The sequence below is a fragment of the Metabacillus rhizolycopersici genome, from assembly GCF_020075705.1.
The window spans coordinates 1-18770 of sequence record NZ_JAIQUM010000084.1 but is presented as its reverse complement, the minus strand read 5'-3'; the positions used below and the strand labels follow the sequence as shown (position 1 = coordinate 18770).

At 35.6% G+C, this 18770-nt stretch carries 21 protein-coding genes, 1 tRNA gene and 2 pseudogenes; 12 read left to right on the top strand and 12 right to left on the bottom strand.

The genetic code is table 11. The features are described 5' to 3' along the window. Nucleotides 1–45: 45 nt before the first annotated feature. The 3 genes from K9V48_RS23440 (at nucleotide 46) to K9V48_RS23430 (ending at nucleotide 1915) form a co-directional block, all read left to right on the top strand. Nucleotides 46–118: transfer RNA gene (locus K9V48_RS23440), tRNA-Lys, on the top strand. A gap of 467 nt (nucleotides 119–585) precedes the next feature. Next, nucleotides 586–927, top strand: a complete 342-nt coding sequence (locus tag K9V48_RS23435) for a zinc ribbon domain-containing protein YjdM (RefSeq protein ID WP_224141528.1) — start codon at nucleotides 586–588, stop codon at nucleotides 925–927. 583 nt (nucleotides 928–1510) lie between these two features. Beyond that, entirely contained in the window at nucleotides 1511–1915 is a 405-nt protein-coding gene (locus K9V48_RS23430; RefSeq protein ID WP_224141529.1) for a signal peptidase I, read from the top strand. A 294-nt stretch (nucleotides 1916–2209) separates the two neighbouring features. On the opposite strand, the gene K9V48_RS23425 is transcribed toward K9V48_RS23430, so the two are convergent. From K9V48_RS23425 to K9V48_RS23415, 3 genes are all read right to left on the bottom strand, one after another. Further along, entirely contained in the window at nucleotides 2210–3307 is a 1098-nt protein-coding gene (locus K9V48_RS23425) for a GerAB/ArcD/ProY family transporter (protein ID WP_224141527.1), read from the bottom strand. Nucleotides 3308–3789: 482 nt separating this feature from the next. Further along, a complete protein-coding gene (locus K9V48_RS23420) occupies nucleotides 3790–4995 on the bottom strand; it encodes a Ger(x)C family spore germination protein (RefSeq protein WP_224141526.1) in 1206 nt (401 codons plus the stop codon). Between the two features lie 2 nt (nucleotides 4996–4997). Continuing rightward, the gene (locus K9V48_RS23415) at nucleotides 4998–6566 is read right to left on the bottom strand and encodes a spore germination protein (RefSeq protein ID WP_224141525.1); all 1569 of its coding nucleotides are present in this window, start codon (nucleotides 6564–6566) and stop codon (nucleotides 4998–5000) included. A gap of 185 nt (nucleotides 6567–6751) precedes the next feature. On the opposite strand from K9V48_RS23415, the pseudogene K9V48_RS23410 reads away from it, so the two are divergent. Beyond that, nucleotides 6752–7068 (top strand): annotated as a pseudogene (locus K9V48_RS23410) (GntT/GntP/DsdX family permease); the annotation flags it as partial. Nucleotides 7069–7369: 301 nt separating this feature from the next. Here K9V48_RS23410 and K9V48_RS23405 read toward each other — a convergent pair. After that, nucleotides 7370–7759, bottom strand: a complete 390-nt coding sequence (locus K9V48_RS23405; protein WP_224141524.1) for an SLAP domain-containing protein — start codon at nucleotides 7757–7759, stop codon at nucleotides 7370–7372. A 226-nt stretch (nucleotides 7760–7985) separates the two neighbouring features. Here K9V48_RS23405 and K9V48_RS23400 point away from each other — a divergent pair, with 226 nt between their 5' ends. Continuing rightward, nucleotides 7986–9380: a tetratricopeptide repeat protein gene (locus tag K9V48_RS23400; RefSeq protein WP_224141523.1), complete on the top strand. Its 1395-nt coding sequence runs from the start codon at nucleotides 7986–7988 to the stop codon at nucleotides 9378–9380. A gap of 813 nt (nucleotides 9381–10193) precedes the next feature. On the opposite strand, the gene K9V48_RS23395 is transcribed toward K9V48_RS23400, so the two are convergent. After that, nucleotides 10194–10556, bottom strand: a complete 363-nt coding sequence (locus K9V48_RS23395) for a hypothetical protein (protein ID WP_224141522.1) — start codon at nucleotides 10554–10556, stop codon at nucleotides 10194–10196. A 248-nt stretch (nucleotides 10557–10804) separates the two neighbouring features. After that, nucleotides 10805–11752: a magnesium transporter CorA family protein gene (locus tag K9V48_RS23390; RefSeq protein ID WP_224141521.1), complete on the bottom strand. Its 948-nt coding sequence runs from the start codon at nucleotides 11750–11752 to the stop codon at nucleotides 10805–10807. Between the two features lie 180 nt (nucleotides 11753–11932). Here K9V48_RS23390 and K9V48_RS23385 point away from each other — a divergent pair, with 180 nt between their 5' ends. From K9V48_RS23385 to K9V48_RS23375, 3 genes are all read left to right on the top strand, one after another. Next, entirely contained in the window at nucleotides 11933–12202 is a 270-nt protein-coding gene (locus K9V48_RS23385; RefSeq protein WP_224141520.1) for a YbyB family protein, read from the top strand. Between the two features lie 439 nt (nucleotides 12203–12641). Next, nucleotides 12642–12809 carry a CsbD family protein gene (locus tag K9V48_RS23380; protein WP_224141519.1) on the top strand — a complete coding sequence of 56 codons (168 nt, stop codon included), beginning with the start codon at nucleotides 12642–12644 and terminating at the stop codon, nucleotides 12807–12809. A gap of 217 nt (nucleotides 12810–13026) precedes the next feature. Next, nucleotides 13027–13326 carry an MTH1187 family thiamine-binding protein gene (locus K9V48_RS23375; protein ID WP_224141518.1) on the top strand — a complete coding sequence of 100 codons (300 nt, stop codon included), beginning with the start codon at nucleotides 13027–13029 and terminating at the stop codon, nucleotides 13324–13326. A gap of 690 nt (nucleotides 13327–14016) precedes the next feature. Here the strand turns inward: K9V48_RS23375 and K9V48_RS29750 are convergent. Beyond that, the gene (locus tag K9V48_RS29750) at nucleotides 14017–14109 is read right to left on the bottom strand and encodes a hypothetical protein (RefSeq protein ID WP_224141517.1); all 93 of its coding nucleotides are present in this window, start codon (nucleotides 14107–14109) and stop codon (nucleotides 14017–14019) included. Here K9V48_RS29750 and K9V48_RS23365 point away from each other — a divergent pair. The 4 genes from K9V48_RS23365 to K9V48_RS23350 are packed head-to-tail and all read left to right on the top strand — an operon-like array spanning nucleotide 14083 to nucleotide 15814. Beyond that, nucleotides 14083–14415, top strand: a complete 333-nt coding sequence (locus tag K9V48_RS23365) for an anti-sigma factor antagonist (protein ID WP_224141516.1) — start codon at nucleotides 14083–14085, stop codon at nucleotides 14413–14415. The two genes, K9V48_RS29750 and K9V48_RS23365, sit on opposite strands and share 27 nt — an antisense overlap. After that, a complete protein-coding gene (gene rsbW / locus K9V48_RS23360; protein WP_224141515.1) occupies nucleotides 14412–14894 on the top strand; it encodes an anti-sigma B factor RsbW in 483 nt (160 codons plus the stop codon). The genes K9V48_RS23365 and rsbW overlap by 4 nt, the downstream gene beginning before the upstream one ends. Continuing rightward, the gene (sigB, locus tag K9V48_RS23355) at nucleotides 14860–15654 is read left to right on the top strand and encodes an RNA polymerase sigma factor SigB (protein WP_224141514.1); all 795 of its coding nucleotides are present in this window, start codon (nucleotides 14860–14862) and stop codon (nucleotides 15652–15654) included. The genes rsbW and sigB overlap by 35 nt, the downstream gene beginning before the upstream one ends. Then, nucleotides 15647–15814: a hypothetical protein gene (locus tag K9V48_RS23350; RefSeq protein ID WP_224141513.1), complete on the top strand. Its 168-nt coding sequence runs from the start codon at nucleotides 15647–15649 to the stop codon at nucleotides 15812–15814. The genes sigB and K9V48_RS23350 overlap by 8 nt, the downstream gene beginning before the upstream one ends. A gap of 451 nt (nucleotides 15815–16265) precedes the next feature. Here the strand turns inward: K9V48_RS23350 and K9V48_RS23345 are convergent, their stop codons facing one another. The 5 genes and pseudogenes from K9V48_RS23345 to K9V48_RS23325 all read right to left on the bottom strand — a co-directional run. After that, nucleotides 16266–16568 carry a hypothetical protein gene (locus K9V48_RS23345; protein WP_224141512.1) on the bottom strand — a complete coding sequence of 101 codons (303 nt, stop codon included), beginning with the start codon at nucleotides 16566–16568 and terminating at the stop codon, nucleotides 16266–16268. A gap of 163 nt (nucleotides 16569–16731) precedes the next feature. Then, nucleotides 16732–16866, bottom strand: a pseudogene (locus tag K9V48_RS23340) (general stress protein); the annotation flags it as partial. Between the two features lie 20 nt (nucleotides 16867–16886). Next, nucleotides 16887–17840, bottom strand: a complete 954-nt coding sequence (locus K9V48_RS23335) for an alpha/beta hydrolase (RefSeq protein WP_224141511.1) — start codon at nucleotides 17838–17840, stop codon at nucleotides 16887–16889. 119 nt (nucleotides 17841–17959) lie between these two features. Further along, complete coding sequence (locus tag K9V48_RS23330) at nucleotides 17960–18094, bottom strand: CsbD family protein (protein WP_224141510.1); 135 nt, start codon at nucleotides 18092–18094, stop codon at nucleotides 17960–17962. A gap of 443 nt (nucleotides 18095–18537) precedes the next feature. Beyond that, the coding region (locus K9V48_RS23325) for a hypothetical protein (RefSeq protein WP_224141509.1) at nucleotides 18538–18770 on the bottom strand (233 nt) is incomplete at its 5' end.

Genomic DNA, 18770 nt, shown 5'->3' with positions numbered 1-18770 from the left:
TCGCCGGCACCACTTACTTCATTATAGTAATACTCATTATAATATGAGCCATTAGCTCAGTTGGTAGAGCATCTGACTTTTAATCAGAGGGTCGAAGGTTCGAGTCCTTCATGGCTCATCATTTACATACTTTGCACAGTTTTTTGAAACTGTTGATCAGAGGTTGAATTTTCTAATGTACGTAAAAAACCTAATCCAACTGGGATTAGGTTTTTATTTTGTCTTTTAAGTAATACTAAAAGTAAAGGTGTGTAAGAGAATAAGCTAACTGCTAGAGATTATTGGAGATTGGCAGACATTGTGAAAAAGAAGAAGCAACTGATAATTAGTTACGAACATTAGAGTAAACAAATGTTAAATTCAATTATAGCGGAGATGAGATCTAGCTTCGAAAAGGCATCTCGTTGTTACATAAAATTCCCCAAAAACAAAGAATGGTATTTTTCAAAAATTTGAAGTCCGTAATCTAGGAGCATTCCACAATTGATATTTTAAGTTGGAAATTATTATCAGTGTGAAGTTGAAAAGGAACTTGAGAATATTTTTTAATCAATTAGAATGAATAGTATGAATGGAGGAGAAAGTATGTCGAATTTACCTAATTGCCCAAAATGTAATTCAGAATACACTTACGAGGATGGAAGTCTTTTTGTATGTCCAGAATGTGGCTATGAGTGGACGACAGAATTAGAGACTGAAACTAGTGAAAATGAAAAGGTTATTAAAGATTCAAACGGTGCTGTCTTAACTGATGGTGATACTGTAACTGTAATCAAAGACCTAAAAGTAAAAGGTAGTTCATCGGTTATAAAAATAGGTACAAAAGTTAAAAATATCCGTTTGGTTGATGGTGATCATGATATTGATTGTAAAATTGATGGTTTTGGGGCTATGAAATTAAAATCTGAATTTGTTAAAAAGATATAAATCTGGCTTTAATAAAACAATAGTAATGAGATTTCCACTTTTATCCCACCTTAACGGGCAGTAAAACTCCCACTTCAAGATTCGAGAAAAGCAAAGAAGATAAGTGGGAGATAACTGCCCGTAAAGGTCCGACGAAGGACAGGACGTCCAAGTCAGGCGAAGCCACAGGATGTGGCGTTTTGAGCGTGATAAGTTTCGTTAACCATCAGTGGGGGATGAAGAAAACCCCCACTGATGGAAGTCTCACTTTATCGACAATCGCATGGAAGTGAATACTCGAAGAGAAAAGACGTTCATTAAGATAATATTACTTAATGAACGTCTTTTTTTCGTTTATCATTAACAGTAGAACTTATTTGAAGGGATATGGAGACAATTGGAAAAAGGTAATAAAACAATAATAAAAGCTGGACCAGAAAAACAAGAACTTTTTATCATTTTCCGACAGAAGACTCCCACTTCAATTTTGTGCAGAGCGAAGCCCGAAATAAGTGGGAGATGAATGTCGGTTGGCGATAGCCAAGACTTTCCTTGCTATGATATAATAAGAACTAATGTTCTGTACAAGTGAGATGACACTAGTATTCAAACAGGTTCAATAATTGCTGTAAAATCAATAGGTGAAGAGGAGAAGGCTACCTTTCAAACGGGTGATGTGATTACTTTTACAGAAGAAAATCGATTAGTTACTCACCGAATTTCAGACGTTATCTCAACAGATAGTGGTGTTCACTATACGACCAAAGGGGATAATAATCATGCACCAGATTCAAATCCTGTATTAGCAGAAAATATCGTAGCAGAATACAATGGATTTACGATTCCGTATGTTGGTTACTTCCTTCATTTTGCTCAATCTCCAAATGGAAGTATTTTATTTATGATCATACCGGGTGTGTTGATGCTGGGGTACTCTTTATTCACGATTTGGAATACGTTAAGACAAGTAGAAGAAAAGCATAAAAGTAAAACATTAGATGTGAAGTAAAGTAAAAAAGTCTTTCATGATAATGATAGTTAACGTAAAGGATACAGCACCTTATAAGAGAATTTTCGGTGAATGTGAGTAGTAAAGGCGATTCACTTGGGGGATTAGTCATTGTCGCGGTATCTTGTAGATGCTCTTGACCCCTAGTACGTTCATGCAAAAGGGGTCTTTCGCCTTTGACAAAGATTTTATGTACTGTTTGATGAATTTCTTGCCAATGTGCATATGATCACTAATGTAATTTTAGCATTTCTCTACAAAACGGAGCTATGTATCTACATAAACGCAACGCTTTTACCGCTGTGATACACCTATCTTTTTCCTGAATAGAGCAATACATAAGAGTAAGAAAGGAATGAGGAGTTGAACGGTAAAAAAGTAAAAAGGGGTTGTTGTACCCATACTTTTAATCATCTCCTGTAATGACGGTGTGGACCAAATTGAGAACAGGATAATTAAAAAACAAAATGGTAAGATAATCGGCTTATAGCTAGGCAGTTTCAGCCATTGTGAAGTGCCGAGGACGAGCATATAAAAAAATGCAGAAAGCTGTACAAAGCCACCAAGAACCCAAACAGCTATGACAATGGATTCAACATGTTCAAAAAATGTTCCGATGCTAATATATCTAGCCGCTTCAAACACAGGAAATTGAATGCTTGTAATAATTCCTCCGAATAAAAAAAGATTTCCAAGATTAATAAATACCATGGTTACTACGCTCGCAACTACAGATAACATACCCCATTTCATTCCCTTTTTTTCGTTTGTTAAAAAAGGAAGCAGAAAAGTCATCAATGAAAATTGACTTAACCAAGCATGTGGTGCAAGAGAGCCTTTAACAGAAGGGAGCCAACCGTACTCCATGATTGGAAAAATATTTTTTATGTTCAAATCGGGAATAAGGAGTAAATAGATCATGATGTAAAGAACCACAACAATTGGTAAGAAAATCAAGGAACATCTTCCGATAACTTCTAAGCCCCCATGAACTGCAAAAGCACAAGTGAGGGCAATACTTCCAGTAACAATGACCATCGGGGTTTTATGCAAAAAGGCACTTTCAACGAATTCTCCGTATTCCCTAAAAGCGATTGCAGTATCGTGTAGAAGAAAGAACAAGTAGATGAATCCGATGATTTTTCCAAATGCTCGACCAACGATGAGTTCACTATATTCAATAAGCGTTTTCTTTGGGTAAAGTTTATAAAGCTTAATCATGATAAAAACGATCAAAAATCCACTTAACGAAGCCCAAATGGGTGATAGCCACAAATCACGCTTCGCATATTGTGCGGTTATAAATGGAATGTAAAGAATAGCCGTTGCAACAACGGTCGCATACATAATTAGTGCCATTTCGAAGGGGGATATCTTCCCTTTTTCAATCATTATGGTTCATTCCTTTTCTTAAAAGATAAGAAAGTATAAGTTTTTTGATCGTAGTTTTGGTGTCCAGCGCAAGCGCCCCGAAGCACAGGACGTGCAAGTGCAGTCAATGCGACAAGACGTCGCGTTCTTGACTGCCTCTTGGGTCTACAGCCGCTAAGGAATTGAAGGCAAAGAACACCTTCTATTCCTTAGCGTCTTATTTGCCCGAGGCTGAACAAGGCGCTTGCGCTTTTCTTAAAGGGATAATGAAGCTATTTATCAATTTCCCAATAATCTACCTAGAGGTGAGTAGATATTGTCAATTAATTGACTAGGTCCCGGTAGAGTAGGGAATAAAACGAGTAGTATAGCAAGCAACCATCCAATCGTAATTAGCGTAAAAAAGACAACTTTTACTTTCCGTAGATCTTTCTTTAATTTCGGCCATTCATAAAAAATGATAAGCATCAATAGAGACGTGATCCCAAATATAGCTCCCCACTTTATTTTTCTTCACCTCGTTTACTTGCTTCCTCTGAGACTAAGCCTGTTCTTTTAATATTTACTGTTGTTTCAAATGAAACGTCTACATTTTGGAATATTTCGTTCCATTCACCTTTTTCCCTTTTCCATATCTCCGGATATTCCCGTTGAAATGATTCTGCAAAGCCGAAAATGTCCGCATTCAAATTTTTCTGAGCTTCCGATAAAGCTAATTTCTCCCTTTCCTCAATGTCTTGAACAACTTTGTGTTTTACTTCTTTTGAAAATTTTGGATTTAATGAATTAAGATTTGTTGTATTTTGAATAATTTCTAAATCGGCATTGGTCTTAACAACGATGCTCCATTTTCCGTTCGTAATATGAGGGATCAATTGATTTTGGCTTCTTAACAAATTTAAAGACACATAGCCCTTTTCATTTTCTAAAGAAGTCGTAATAACACCTGATTTTATTTCATTTCTTGGCCAAAGGATCCCTCTCGTTACGTTATCATTTAACTTCCCGACCATCTTGTCACCTTTAAATACGGCTGCGCCTTTTATAAATGGAACTTCCTGTCCGTTTTGAACATCTGAATTTTCAGATGGCATTTTTTCAACCGAAGGAAGAACCGCTGCACCAGACTCCCCTGATAACATTTGCGACAAATCTTTCACCGTTACTTTTACTCCTATATTTGTCTTTACCAATTCGTGAAGTTGTTTTGCAGAGTCCCGCTCCAGCTCAGGTATCGACTGTAAAACTTCCTTTGCCATTCCTTCTGCAATAAAAACGTCTGCACGGACGCGAGGACCTGAATGCCTCATCCAAAAATCAATATGATCACTTAACCCTAACTTTGCTAATTCCTCACCAATAATTAATACTTCGTTTTGTCCCCAAAAAATTTGCCTCGTAAGTTTCTCTTGAAGCCTGGACATGGCATCTGCCAGTGTAATTCCTACAGCTGACTTAACAAAAGTTTGGGCACTGTTGCTTCCGCTTGCCATTCCTTCTTGTTGCCCACTCTCTGACGGTTTCGGGATAAATACTTGGACGGAGAGTTCAATTTTTTCATCGTCACTCTTATCAATTCCAGCCGCCATGATTAGGGCAATATCATTCACCTCTGTTCGATCCCAGCAACCTGCAAGGAAAACCATTGTAAAGAAAAGAAGGAGAATGAAGGAAATGGATTTTTTTTTCATCCATTTAAAACAATTCATCCTTACTCTCCACCTTTACTAGGGTTGGGTTTCTGACCATAGGGTTGACGATGTAAGTTGCCTAATTCAGTAGACTCGGGACGCGTATCCATTGCCCACCAAGGAGCGCGAATTAGCACATCTTTTAAATTTCGAAGCTTAAGCAGAGAAGTAGAATCCAAATATGGAACTCCGAAAGAACGCAAAGTACAAAGATGGACGACAATCACGATAATACCGAGCATAACGCCTAATAATCCTAACATTCCCGATAAAATCATAATTGGAAAGCGTAGCATGCGAATGGCTATTCCAGCAGCATATCTTGGTATTAAGAACGAGGCTATGCCAGTGATTGCCACCACCATAACCATCGGGGAAGAGACAAGACCTGCCGCGGTTGCAGCTTGTCCTATAACAAGTGCTCCAACAATACTAACAGCAGCACCGACTTGTTTTGGCAGTCGTATACCTGCTTCACGTAGTGCTTCAAACGTGATTTCCATTATAAACGCCTCAATCAATGCTGGAAATGGGATTTGTTCGCGACTTTGTGCAATCGTTAAGAAAAGCGACGTAGGGATCATTTCTTGGTGATACGTTAAGATCGCAACATAAGCTGATGGTGCAAGCAAGGCAATAAGGAAGAATAAATAACGCAGCCAACGAATGAAACTGCTCATTAAAAACCGATTATAGTAATCTTCCGGTGCTTGTAATAAACTAGCAAACGTACACGGAGCAATAAGTGAGAAGGGGGTCCCGTCAATTAAAATAACAATACGCCCTTCTAAAAGACAGGCAGCAGCAACATCCGGCCGTTCTGTTGTTAAGATTTGTGGGAAAGGAGAAAATGGATGATCCTCAATCATTTCCTCAATATATCCACTTTCTAAAATACCGTCGATTTCAATTCGTTCTAACCGATCGGTAACCTCTTTGATTAACGTGTTGTTTGCGATTCCTTCAATATAAGCAATGATTACTTGCGTATCTGTATAACGCCCGATGTTCATTTGCTTCATTTTTAATGAGGGATGGCGAATCTTTCTTCGTAATAACGAGGTATTTACTCTAATTGTTTCTACAAAGCCTTCCCTCGGCCCGCGAATAACCGATTCAGCTGCAGGTTCCTCAATTCCCCGTTTATCCCACATTGGCAAGCCTAAAGAAATCCCACTTATTTGTTTATCGATAAGAATGACAGGATTGCCACTGGAAATCTGTTTAAACACCTCAGACAGGGAGGAAATTTCTTTCACATCGGAAACAGCTAAATTCCTTTTCACACTCTCAAAAGATTTATCTTGCTCAAAGTTTTCAATCTGTATGAGTGTTTTTAGAACATGTTGATCAATTTCTTCAATATTCGAAAGTCCATCTATGTACAGAAGGGTGGCATTTATCTGACCGGCGATGATAAATTCACGAAATATGACATCCGGACAATTAGTGTAGGCAGATTTTAGTAGTTCTATATTTTTATCCAACTCTGGTTTCAGTGGTATTTCAGGGAATTTATCGAATGATTCATTTTTATTCCTGCTTGGTAAGTTGTATTGTATAGTTCGCGTTCGTTTAAAAAAATCCATCATCAAGGTCCCCTTGTCTGTATTCAAATGTATTCTTTCCTTAATAGGGAAATTTATGAAACTGGTTTTTAAAGCAGATGTAGATGTATCCTTGAAATGATGGCATTTGAATAATTGCCTGATGGTGAGATGAGTTTAGAAGGGGATAAGGAATAAGAATATCAAGAAGAGTATAAATATCACCATCACCATTACTTTTAGCTTGGTTAATCGCAGCAGTAATTAGAGTTGCACAAGGTTCTGCGACAGTGGCAGCATTAACAACAGCTGGTTTAGTTATCTCACTGGTAGAGGGGACAGGTGTTAACTTAGAATTTTATTAGTACTAGCAACTGGCGCTGGTAGTATCGTTACTTCACACGTAAATGATACCGGTTTCTGGATCGTTAAAGAGTCTTTTGGATTAACGATGAAAGAAACATTCGCAACTTGGACAGTACTTGATACACTTATCTCAGTTTTAGGACTTGGATTCGTTTTACTATTAAGTATGGTTGTTTAAGAACAATTATATGATTGGTAGGATGCAAGGTTACTAACCGTGTAAAAAGAGTAAAGGATATGAGTCATAAAAAGGATGAGTAATTGGGATCTATATTTCGAGGTAGGGAAATGCCCAGTTGCTAATCTAGCTACAGAAGAAATAAATAATTTTTTTATTGGAAAAATTTACTATTATATAGACATTAAGATAAGCATTTTTATGACAAAATCTATCTTTTTACTTCTACTCCTCCCTATATCTTGCGATGATTATGGGGAGGAGTATTTTTGTGTTTAAAGATATAGAAAAGATCTATAGTTTATTTGGTGATGTCTACTAATTCTAATCGAGCATTTTCTAATGTTAAATGACCAATCAAGCTATGGGTAGGAAAAATAAACGTCCATGGCATACTTGTTTTTGACTCAATGATTAACGATGGAAGGGTAAAGATATGTTCTGCCACAATTTTATTGTTTTCCAAATAGTGTAGTGTTTTGTCTTGGAATAGATGGATTTGTTTACTGAAATTATGTATTAACACTGTTACTAATAAGTCACCTTTATAATTTAATGCTTGCCTTAAAGGGATAAATTGAATACTTTCATCGTTTGCCACATTTGTTTCTAAAAAAAATTGCTGAATCATGACCCGGTCTTTATCGGACAGTGTCTTATCCCATGAGGATTCAAACCGAAGCAATTGCATTTACTGACACCTCTTTCCTATGATTTCATTTTTAAAATTTTAACATATTGGTTATAAGAAAAGCATGTTACATCACCCAGTAGTATCAGGTTGTTACCTTTTTACGAGAGAAAAAAGTAACTGCTTGTCAGAAGTATGTTATATGAGAAGGAAAAGTGGTTACTTGTTAGGTAGGAATTTCCTTCTTCACTGTGTTATATTGTAAATATGACAGGAGGGATAGAATATGAATCAAGACCATTTCGTACTATATGATCATAAAAAGCCAATTAGATTACATGCGGAAAGAGTTTCATTCTATCTACAAGGGGAAATTATCGAGGCGTTTAGTGAAAGTAATGAAGTTTATTATCTTTTCTTTTATCAATACCGTTTCCTTACCGCAGTAAAGGCAACAAAACTGCGCCGTCAATCATACATTGAGCACGCCTTTAAAAAAGGTATGGTTTTTATGGCTCCCCATCCGTTTATCAATTTATTGCTTACCTTCGATCACCCTTGCCACATTATTAGCTTTAAGCAATTAGTAAAAAAACTCGAGACGCTTTACACTCCGCAAGAAAATGCATTCATTCTCACCTTCTTTGAATCGTTTTTTCCAAGAAAACAATTGTTTAATGAAATTAAATCGAAATATTATGAATATCGTCGTAATGGACAAATGTTTTTGGGATATCGAATTGTCCGTATTTTAATGGATTTTGTACCAAAGCATAGTTTGGTGAAAACACTCGCCAATGACATAGGTTTCCATAAGTATGCGATTCTTTATAACCAAAAGTCTGAAGAGTTATTTGCTAAAGATGTAATCTTTGCTGAAAAAACACTCTATTCTCAAAAAGAAAACGATCAATGTTTTCAGAAACTGGTGTCCCATTTAGAAAAGCAGTCCCGATGGATCGATTTAATTGCTTTGTTAAGTGATAAATTAACAGTAACCCCTTCAACTGATTACTACAGACCTCTAATAAAACTTCTCGAACAGCATTTAAATGAAAATGAAGCTGCGTACATTTTAGAAAAGTTAGCCAGCCAATTACCTGACTTCCTTCCTTTACAGCAAGATTTATTTACGAATTACATTAGAATCCACAAAATGGAGTGGGTTTTAGATATGATGAATAACCGTGACTTCAAACTTAGTGACGAACAAGTCCATACCTTCGGAGATATGTTAGATCATCTTGATACAAAAACGAATTCATTGCAGCCAGAAAAGCTTATATCCCTATTGAAATCTGTTATGGTCCTATTCCCCAAAAATGCAGAAAAGCTTCTAAATCTATATGTCATTTCATTACTAAAAACACATGATTTAGCTTATATTAAAGACTGGATCAAGCCAATTAAAGAAATTCATGGTAATCTTCAGGTGTTTGGAAAAATTGATACGATGCAAGCGATTAGTGATGAACTAGACGACATGCAAACTCTTGGTGAGTTATATTATGAATTTAGGCAGATGGATAAAGCGATTGAATGTTTTGACTGGGAAATGGAACTAAAACCAACCGATCCAAAACCGCTACAATGGTTAGCTAAAATCTATCGGGAGAAGGGAATGAATCAAGAATCAGACGCCTATCGACAACTTTGTGTAAACCTGCAAAAATGGGCTTAGTGAATGTGGAATATTCTTGATTTAATTTGAACCACCTGAAATTACCTCAACCTATAAAGCGAGACTAACTGAGTGCTTTAGTTGAATATGAGACAGTGTTAAATGGAAGAAGGAGATTAACGATTATTCCAGAATTTCACTTATATAGGTTAGTTTTGATAATGATAGAGGGGGATTTGTTAGGAATATTTATACTCTCACCCGAAATTGTCTTCTTTCATTAAAGAGAGCGTTTATGGAACAAAAAGTAAAAATATACTAAGATTATTTTTAATCCCACCTTAACGGGCAGTAAAACTCCGACTTCAAGATTCGAGAGAAGCAAAGAAGATAAGTGGGAGATAACTGCCCGTAAAGATCCGACGAACGATTGACGTTCAAGTCAGGCGAAGCCACAGGATGTGGCGTTCCTGAGCGTTATAAGTCTCACTAACCATCAGTGGGGGATGAAGAAAACCCCCACTGATGGAAGTCTCATTTTATGATTTATTACGATTAGGTTTTGATACCGTATGCTAAGTGTTACGGAATAATAAAGTTATTTGAAAAATAATAAAGTCGTATAAAGATAATATAGCAAAAGCCAACATTAAGAAAATAATGTTGGCTTTTGCTATATCATGTACAGAAAGAATTTTCTTTCAATAGATATCCATTAAGCAAAGGTTTTGAAGAGTATTGTTCATATTACGAACTACTAGCTAATAGAAGCTATGGATTATTCATTCACTATCATTCAGTCAATTAAAGTTTTTTGGTAGACAAGAGTAGGGTTAAGAAATTCCTATTTATTACTATGTAAAACTCCTTCTATTAGTTCGTTTCGGGATTTTTATTCTTGTCATCTACTTCATCCTTTTGTTTTCCATCACTAGGATCATTATCTTGATCTACTCCATCACCAATACTGTGATTTTCCAATTTGTTCTCTACTTCCTTCTGAGCTTCTTTTAATTTTTCTTCTGCTTTCTTGGCAGTTTCCTGTGCTTTCTTTTCTGCTTCTTCTGCGTCCTTCTTGGCTTTCATCTGTGTATCGTTATCTATCTCATCTTTTTGTTGTCCATCACTAACACCGTTATCCTGATCTATTCCATCACCACACCCTGTTAATCCACCAAATGTTAATGCAACAGCCAATCCACCTACTACAAAATTGTTTTTCCAATTAATATCCATCATTAGTTCCTCCTTTTAAACTATTAGTAGCTTTACGAAGTTTTTACCCTTTTATAAATGTAACTAAACAAAAGAGTCATTATTTCCTAAAGTCCGTTTTAGAAATTAACTAAATTCCACAAGATCATATACATAAATAAATTTAGATTCTTATAAGGTATGTTTATTAAGAAACTATTAATTTGTTTTAAAATCAAAGATCACTTTAAATTATTTTTCTTAATCTCTTCTAATAAATAAGCCTCCATTCATTTGAAAAATGATCCATTCTTTTTACCTTTTAAAAGGTCACCAGTCCAGCCTTTAATTTTCAAAAACCCATAAAGTACGAGCGTTGAGACAACGATCAGAATTAATGACAGTAAATAGCCAAACTTCCATTCCAGTTCTGGCATATGCTTGAAATTCATTCCCCATAATGATCCTAAAGCCATTATTGGGGTGAAGACCGTTGTTATTACGGTTAAGGTTTTCATAATTTCATTTCCACGATGGGAGGAGATCACTTCTTCTAAATTAATGATCGAATCAATTTCATATTCATATTCGTTGAGCAGTGTCATAGCTCGTTCAATTCGTTTGCACGTACAAGTAAAGATTTTTCCCTTACTTACTTCATCAAGATAGACTTCCTCTATCCCCATTTTTAACTCCTTTATTGGAATTAAAAGATTTTTCCAAACTAATAGTTCATGCCTACGCTTATAGATTTTATCGAGAATGCTAGTATCATTCTTTTTAAAGACACCCCATATTAGTGTTTTAAGTGCCTCCTCAAACTCATCAATCTCAACTAACAATTCATTCATAAGTTCTCCAAGAAAAATTAAAAATCCATCAACCGCGTTTTCAGTCCTATCGATTTGTCGAAGCATTAATTCATAATTGATATGTTTAAGGGAAGACAACTCAAGATCGACTGTAATGAATTGATCATTCGTTACATAAAAATGAAAGATTTTATAATCTCGTTCTTCCTCAACACTTTGCTTGTAAATAAGGGAACCACTCACAATTTTTTTCTCATTATCAAGTATTTCTATTCTTAAACAATTTGTTCCATTTTTTCCTACCTGATCTAGCCATTTTTTATTGAAGGAGTAGTTATCATTTTCGATAATCTGTTTTATTCTATTAATCTCGTTTTTCTTAAATTGATACCATTTCCAATTTTTAGGGATGATAGATTTCTCCATATTATCTCCTTTTTTTGAAAGTCTTTTTATCTAAATTCCCGATTATTGAATAAATGAAACTTAGAAAACTTTGTTTTATACGGAAAAAATAGGGTATTAATAAAAATAGAACTGTAGTTGAATTGAGTTAAAATAACTGCTATTTTAAGAGATTGTTTAAAATCTAAAGGGGGTCTTGTTATGAAAAGAGTTTTACGTTTGAAATCAATAATAGTTTTAGGAATTGGGGCATCTGCTGCGATGTGGTTATCGTCTAAACCGAACAGAATAAAAGCTGAAAACATACTTAGAGAATGGAAACGTAAAATTAAACCTTCTTATTTCGATAAAAATAATAATCTCCCGATCGAAAAGGGAGGAAATCCTCATCCAGAAGATGTAGCAGACAATAATATGGTTAGTGAAGGAGCTATGTATTCAGTGGATTTTTATAATGAGAAAATGCAGTGATAGAAGGTAGGTTGGGGTGTATTACACCTCAACTAATTTTCTGGATTTTTTGCAATTTTAAATCGATCTCTCTACAAGGGTAGAGAGAACAACAGGAACTTGTTTCACACAGCAGTGGACAAATGTTTGTCGGAATTTAAGTATTATTCTAGAATGATCCGATAAATTGTAAAAAGTTTATCCACCTTAACGGGCAGTAAAACTCGCACTTCAAGATTCGAGAGAAGAGAAGAGGGAGATAACTGCCCGTAAAGATCCGATAAGTCTCGCTAACCATCAGTGGGGGATGAAGAAAACCCCCACTGATGGAAGTCTCACTTTATATGAACTTTTCTTGTAAAGGATAATTCTTTAATAGAAGAGAAAGGTTTAAGAGATTCCTCTTAGGGTAAAGAACGAATAGAAACAAAAAAACAATTACAAGGAGGATGTTAACAAAATGAACAAGGATAAATTAAGAGGAAGTCTGGATCAAATGAAAGGTGAAGCAAAAGGGCAATGGGGTAGATTAACAGATAATCCATCAAAAGAAGCGGAAGGGAAAATGGATAAAGTGAAAGGTAAGTTAAAGGAAGGTATTGGGAAAGTAAAGGATAAATTATCCTGATTGTAAGTGGTAAAAAGATAAGTATGGAGAAGAATTAATGTGGAAAGCTGTTTTTTAGAACTGTGTTTCCCAGTTTTATAGGTAGCTATAAAGATATAGTCTACGAATGGAGAAACACTGCATTTTGTTTCTTTTCAATTCCCCTTTTTCAAAACAGAGATACATTGGTCACTTATTGAGCATTCTTAACGTTCAAAATAACAGAGGAGTGAAAACTATGCCTTTATTAGAAATTAGCGTCACACCTGTTGGAACGGATTCTACTAGTTTCAGTTCAGATGTTACCAATGCTGTACGTAAGATCAAGGAAAAGGGATTAAAATATCAGTTGACACCTACTGCAACAGTGGTGGAAGGAGATATCGACCAATTATGGGAAGTTGCGAGAGACATGCATCAAGAAGCCATATCGAGTGAGGTACAGCGGGTCATCACCAACATTAGCATTGATCATCGAACAGATAAACAAATGGATATGAATCACCAAGTAGACACGGTTCGGCAATCGTTAGAGTAATTTGTCTTTTGCCAATGTTAGTTGAATGATATAAAGCTGAAGAGTAGAAACACCTATTAAATGAAAATTAGTCTAAAAATAATTTAATTAAGATTACTAAACAATTTTATTTTAGCTGTTTCGAAAACATCATTTCTAGCATTTCCACTTTTTTAAAGATTAAATAGAATAAGCGCATTGTTAAGGATGTTTTGATAAAGTGGCCAAAAGAAACTAAGGGGTTGTCCCATAAGAGACAGCCCCTTAGTTTAATTATGAAAAGCACAAACTAAATAAGTACCTTCGAGTGGGTCAGTACGATGAGTTTTGATTCTCTTATTGCAGTTTATTAGCCGTATAAATTCGTTTATCACCTCTTCTATCTTCTTCCTGCATTGAAAATGGCTTTTCCTCCACTTCATTTCTTTATCCCACCTTAACGGGCAGTAAAACTCCCACTTCAAGATTCAAGAGAAGCAAAGAAGATAAGTGGGAGATAACTGCCCGTAAAGATCCGACGAAGGACAGGACGTTCAAGTCAGGCGAAGCCACAGGATGTGGCGTTTTGAGAGCGTGATAAGTCTCGCTAACCATCAGTGGGGGATGAAGAAAAACCCTATTGATGGAAGTCTCACTTTATCGTAATTTTTAAAAAATCCAGGATTTCCAACTTAGGGATGATTTTATATTTATTATTTTGAAATGAAAGGTTTAGTGTTCAAGTGATACGGGTAAGTATTTAAATAGCTTAAAAGTTATTTTTTGAGGTGATAATTGATGGATATAAGAATAGATAAGAATCACAATGATGAAAGAACGTTTGTTTCTGTCAAAGGAGAAATAGATTTATTTACTGCTCCAAAGTTAAAAGAGGAATTATTGCCATTTGTTGATAAGCAAAATCATTCACTTATCGTCAGTTTAAAAGGTGTATCTTATATGGATAGCACTGGTTTAGGTGTATTCGTTGGTTTATTCAAACAAATAAATCAAAATAACGGCCAATTCAAGCTGGTTGACTTATCAGAACGATTGGAACGACTTTTTCAAATTACTGGGCTAAATAACATTATAGATATTTCTTCTAAGTCAGAGGGTGGTGTACAATGAACCAATTTGTTGATTATATTGAAATGGAGATTCCAGCTAAGCCTGAATATGTTGGTATTATACGATTAACATTATCGGGAATTGCCAGTAGAATGGGCTATACCTATGATGACATTGAAGATTTAAAGATTGCTATAAGTGAAGCATGTACGAATGCTGTACAGCATTCGTATAAGAGCGAAGAAGGTGGGGAAATTGTTATAGGTTTTGGTCTTTATAAAGACAAGCTTGAGATCATGATAGCTGATAATGGAAAAAGTTTTAATTTTGAACAGACAAAGCGCAAACTAGGTCCATACTCTGCATCAAGTACTATCGACCAACTCTCTGAGGGAGGTTTGGGTCTATATTTGATAGAAACGCTCATGGATGAAGTCCGTGTATTAAATAATTCCGGAGTAACGGTCTTCATGGTTAAGTATTTAAATGGGGAGCGTGTAAATCATGACACAACCATCTCGAATAATGAAACGAACTAAGGAAGAAATTAATGAACTTATCTTAGATTTTCAGCGTACGGAGAGTAAATCAGCTCAAATTATATTAGTGGAATATTACTCTTCACTAGTTGAGAACCTTGCTAAAAAATATTCAAAAGGCAGAAGTTTTCATGAGGATCTAAAACAAGTAGGAATGATCGGGCTATTAGGAGCAATAAGAAGATATGATCCGGACGTTGGAAATTCATTTGAAGCGTTTTTAATACCTACTATTATCGGAGGAATCAAGCGTTTTCTAAGGGATAAAACTTGGAGTGTACATGTACCTAGAAGGATAAAAGAATTATGGCCTAAAATAAATACAGCAGTCGATTATCTTACAAATCAAAATCAAAGTTCACCGAAGGTACAGGAAATTGCGGATTATCTAGATGTTTCAGAAGAAGAAGTATTAGAAACGATGGAAATGGGTAAAAGTTATCAAGCTTTATCTGTGGATAATTTAATGGAAGCTGATTCAGATGGTAGCACCGTTACTATACTCGACAGAGTTGGATCCTACGAGGAGGGTTACAAAAGAGTTGATCAAAAGCTTTTGCTTCAAAGTGTTCTTCATGTTTTATCACAAAGAGAAAAAGAGGTCATACATTGTACTTTTATAGATAATAAAAGTCAAAAAGAAATAGGTGAGTATTTGGGGATTTCACAGATGCATGTATCTCGTCTTCAAAGAGGAGCTATTCAAAAATTACGAAAGGCACTCGAGAGAAATGCCTATACTAGGTTAACAAGTGATTGAACTTAAATCTAAATTTATTGTTCATACAGATGGATTTAATATACCTTCAATTAAACAATTATTAAGTAGTTTTAGCTCTATCGAAGAAATGTTGAATCAATTAGAAATGTATACGAAAACAAGGAACGATGTAACCTATATTGTAGGTGAACTATTTTAATACAAATTATTTAATTAACTTATTCTTTTAGTTTGATAGGTAACTAAATATCTAGCAAGAAGATGATTAGCAATTAATGATTGGACCATGTTCCTGATTTTTCTTAGTGCATGGTTAGGTATATTTTAAATCTAGCACATTGTAGGATCTTGCTGTGACCGGACTTACGATTATACCTGCGATTATAGAAGCGTTTACTGTTGTTTTTATTCTTCGTGCTATTTTAAAAGGTATTGGGAATAGAACCTAATGCTTAAAGGATAAATTCATTGTACATAAATTTAAATAATAAAACGAGTTATAAAAAAAGTACCCAATTGAAGTATAGTGCAATTGGGTACTTTTTTTATTAAAATTGGTTTAAGGGGAAAATACGGTGACGAAAAAATGTAGCAGTTAGTAGGGCGGATAAGTGGACTAAAGACACCAAAATATTAAATTGATGATAAAATTATGCATAACTGTAACCATTTTTTGTTTCATCGACTTTATTATTTAATAAATTTGATATGGTATCTAGAGTTTTATGAACATCAGCACTTTCACCTTCTAGAATAAACAAAAAAGTATCGCCCTTTTTTAGAGTTAAGAAAAAGGAAACTAATGCAGTAAGAGATTCAATATTTGTGAATAGACCGTTCTTAATTAAAAAGAGATTGGTTTTGCAATCTGTTACTTTTTTTAAAAAGAGATAAATTTTTTTTAGAGTAAGGGGCTCCTTATAAGTTATGGATGTAGAACGTATTACCTTCATTATATGTAATCTCCTCTCAAATTTCTTTCGATTTACTAAAAATGCACCCTGAAATTCATCTTATAAACCAAAATTCAAACAGTTTTTTCAACATTTTTTGGACTAAAGAAAGATTTACTTTTGTATAAAGTACTATTAAAGAGGCTTGTCAAATTGGCAAGCCTTCTTCTTTAGAAAGTCCAATGTCCTCCATTTTATTACGCAATTTATCACCTGTTTTTTGGAAATTGTTTTTAATACTTGTTCCTAGATCCTGTTCTTTTATTCCAATGGTATTTGCATCTGCTTTATCAGCAATCTAATTTTTGGATGTTTCCTTTATTCACGTAGCCATGCGTTCGCAAGCATCATGGCCCCTTTTGCTGCTTCAGTGTCTGCGAAATCGTTAAGCATCACAAAGTCATGAATGATACCCTGGAAACGCACAGCAGTTACCTTTACTCCAGCCTCACGAAGCTTGTTGGCGTATGCCTCTCCTTCGTCGCGCAAAACGTCGGCTTCTGCTGTGATAATTAAAGCTTCAGGAAGTCCCTTTAATTGTTCCGTTGTTGCCCGAAGTGGAGATGCAGTAATTTCAGCTCTCTGCTGTGGATCGGAAGTATACTGTTCCCAGAACCACTTCATCCCATCCCGACGTAGAAAATATCCGGTAGCAAATTCTTTGTATGATTCCGTATCAAATGAAGCATCCGTTACAGGGTAGAAAAGTAATTGCTTGCGTATAGCTGGGCCTTTTCGCTCTTTGGTCATTAGCGTTATAGCTGCGGACATATTTCCTCCAACACTGTCACCTGCTACTGTAATGTTACTTGAATCCATCCCGTGATTTTGGCCTTCTTTAGCAATCCATTCCAAGGCCGTATAGACCTCTTCTATAGCAATTGGATATTTGGCTTCTGGCGAAAGACTATAATTAGTGAACACGACCGCTGATTGTGATCCAACAGCAAGTTCCCGAACTAAACGATCATGTGTGTGTGCGTTTCCGAAAACCCAGCCTGCACCATGTGTATAAAGAATGACAGGGAGATTTTCTGGGGCGTTTTCAGGACGCAAAATTTTAATGGATACAGGTCCAGTTGTTTCTCCCTCAATGGTAAGTTCTTCTACCTCAACCGGCAGCTTACTAACCTCTCCGGACTGTACTTCATCTACAGTTTCCCGGCCCTTCTCTGGACCAAGATCAAACAGATACGGCGGATTAGCCGTGTCCTCTACGAACTTTTGTGCTTCTGGCTCCAATACAACTTTACTATTTTGATTTTGTGTCATCATTAACTCCTCCTAAAATTTTTTAGTTTTCATCTTGTATTTCTCTAAGTTTAATTGCGCACATTACCATGCCGCGAACGACCATATAAAGTTCAAAGAGAAATGAACGATTTAATCGATTACAACAATTTTTCCTTTCCTTTATCCAGTTTTCCTTCTATTTCCGTTGAAGGGTCATTGGTTAGTTTACCCAATTGCTCTTTTGCCTCACCCTTCAGCTGACTAAGACTTCCTTTTACCTTATCTTTGTTCATATTGATGTCTTCGTTATCTTTGTTTTTTGGTTCTATAAGTCTATTACCCTTTGATAAAAGGATCCAAACTCCCTTTTAAGGATTTTTGTTGTCTAATTCATCCTTCTTCATATCTTGTAGATTATCGTTTGTTTCCTTTAGGGTGTTCTTGGCTTCCTTCTTTGTATCGTTATCCAGCTCCTTCAAAACCATAACATGTTATATAAAAACATAACAAATCGTAGGTTTTATGAAGTAGGGAACAAAACAAGGTTTTGCCCGACCCTTCGCTGGTGGGGGTCTAGTTGCTAAAGCCACCCAAGTCTTTCGGTCTCCGAAGAGCACACCAAGGGGCTGGAGTTACCAGAACTACCTGAACTCCCACACAGCAATCCTTCTATCGGAATTTTCACACCGAAGTGTCTGTGCAGAAAAACAAGCTTAAAGGTTTTTATTCCATAAAGTTAAAAAGGAAACTCTATTTCGCTAGTAAACGAGAGATCGGAAACAATAAAATCTTGTAAAAAACAGTGTTTTACATTCATTTTTATTTTTTTCATCTTTTTTAGGAGGTCATCATGCCATTTCTTTACTACTTTCCAGTGTTTGAATAAGTCCGAAAGAGGTTGTCCCTTTTTTGCTTCCTTTGCAAAAAGGACTAACAACAATTCTTTCGGTATTTTTTCTTCAAAACCCA

What these genes read in the sequence shown, in the direction of transcription:
- K9V48_RS23435 (WP_224141528.1), top strand. Translation starts at nt 586, where the DNA reads ATGTCGAATTTACCTAATTGCCCAAAATGTAATTCAGAATACACTTAC.
- K9V48_RS23425 (WP_224141527.1), bottom strand. Translation starts at nt 3,307, where the DNA reads ATGATTGAAAAAGGGAAGATATCCCCCTTCGAAATGGCACTAATTATG.
- K9V48_RS23420 (WP_224141526.1), bottom strand. Translation starts at nt 4,995, where the DNA reads ATGAATTGTTTTAAATGGATGAAAAAAAAATCCATTTCCTTCATTCTC.
- K9V48_RS23415 (WP_224141525.1), bottom strand. Translation starts at nt 6,566, where the DNA reads ATGGATTTTTTTAAACGAACGCGAACTATACAATACAACTTACCAAGC.
- K9V48_RS23405 (WP_224141524.1), bottom strand. Translation starts at nt 7,759, where the DNA reads ATGCAATTGCTTCGGTTTGAATCCTCATGGGATAAGACACTGTCCGAT.
- K9V48_RS23400 (WP_224141523.1), top strand. Translation starts at nt 7,986, where the DNA reads ATGAATCAAGACCATTTCGTACTATATGATCATAAAAAGCCAATTAGA.
- K9V48_RS23395 (WP_224141522.1), bottom strand. Translation starts at nt 10,556, where the DNA reads ATGGATATTAATTGGAAAAACAATTTTGTAGTAGGTGGATTGGCTGTT.
- K9V48_RS23390 (WP_224141521.1), bottom strand. Translation starts at nt 11,752, where the DNA reads ATGGAGAAATCTATCATCCCTAAAAATTGGAAATGGTATCAATTTAAG.
- K9V48_RS23385 (WP_224141520.1), top strand. Translation starts at nt 11,933, where the DNA reads ATGAAAAGAGTTTTACGTTTGAAATCAATAATAGTTTTAGGAATTGGG.
- K9V48_RS23380 (WP_224141519.1), top strand. Translation starts at nt 12,642, where the DNA reads ATGAACAAGGATAAATTAAGAGGAAGTCTGGATCAAATGAAAGGTGAA.
- K9V48_RS23375 (WP_224141518.1), top strand. Translation starts at nt 13,027, where the DNA reads ATGCCTTTATTAGAAATTAGCGTCACACCTGTTGGAACGGATTCTACT.
- K9V48_RS23365 (WP_224141516.1), top strand. Translation starts at nt 14,083, where the DNA reads ATGGATATAAGAATAGATAAGAATCACAATGATGAAAGAACGTTTGTT.
- rsbW (WP_224141515.1), top strand. Translation starts at nt 14,412, where the DNA reads ATGAACCAATTTGTTGATTATATTGAAATGGAGATTCCAGCTAAGCCT.
- sigB (WP_224141514.1), top strand. Translation starts at nt 14,860, where the DNA reads ATGACACAACCATCTCGAATAATGAAACGAACTAAGGAAGAAATTAAT.
- K9V48_RS23345 (WP_224141512.1), bottom strand. Translation starts at nt 16,568, where the DNA reads ATGAAGGTAATACGTTCTACATCCATAACTTATAAGGAGCCCCTTACT.
- K9V48_RS23335 (WP_224141511.1), bottom strand. Translation starts at nt 17,840, where the DNA reads ATGACACAAAATCAAAATAGTAAAGTTGTATTGGAGCCAGAAGCACAA.
- K9V48_RS23330 (WP_224141510.1), bottom strand. Translation starts at nt 18,094, where the DNA reads ATGAACAAAGATAAGGTAAAAGGAAGTCTTAGTCAGCTGAAGGGTGAG.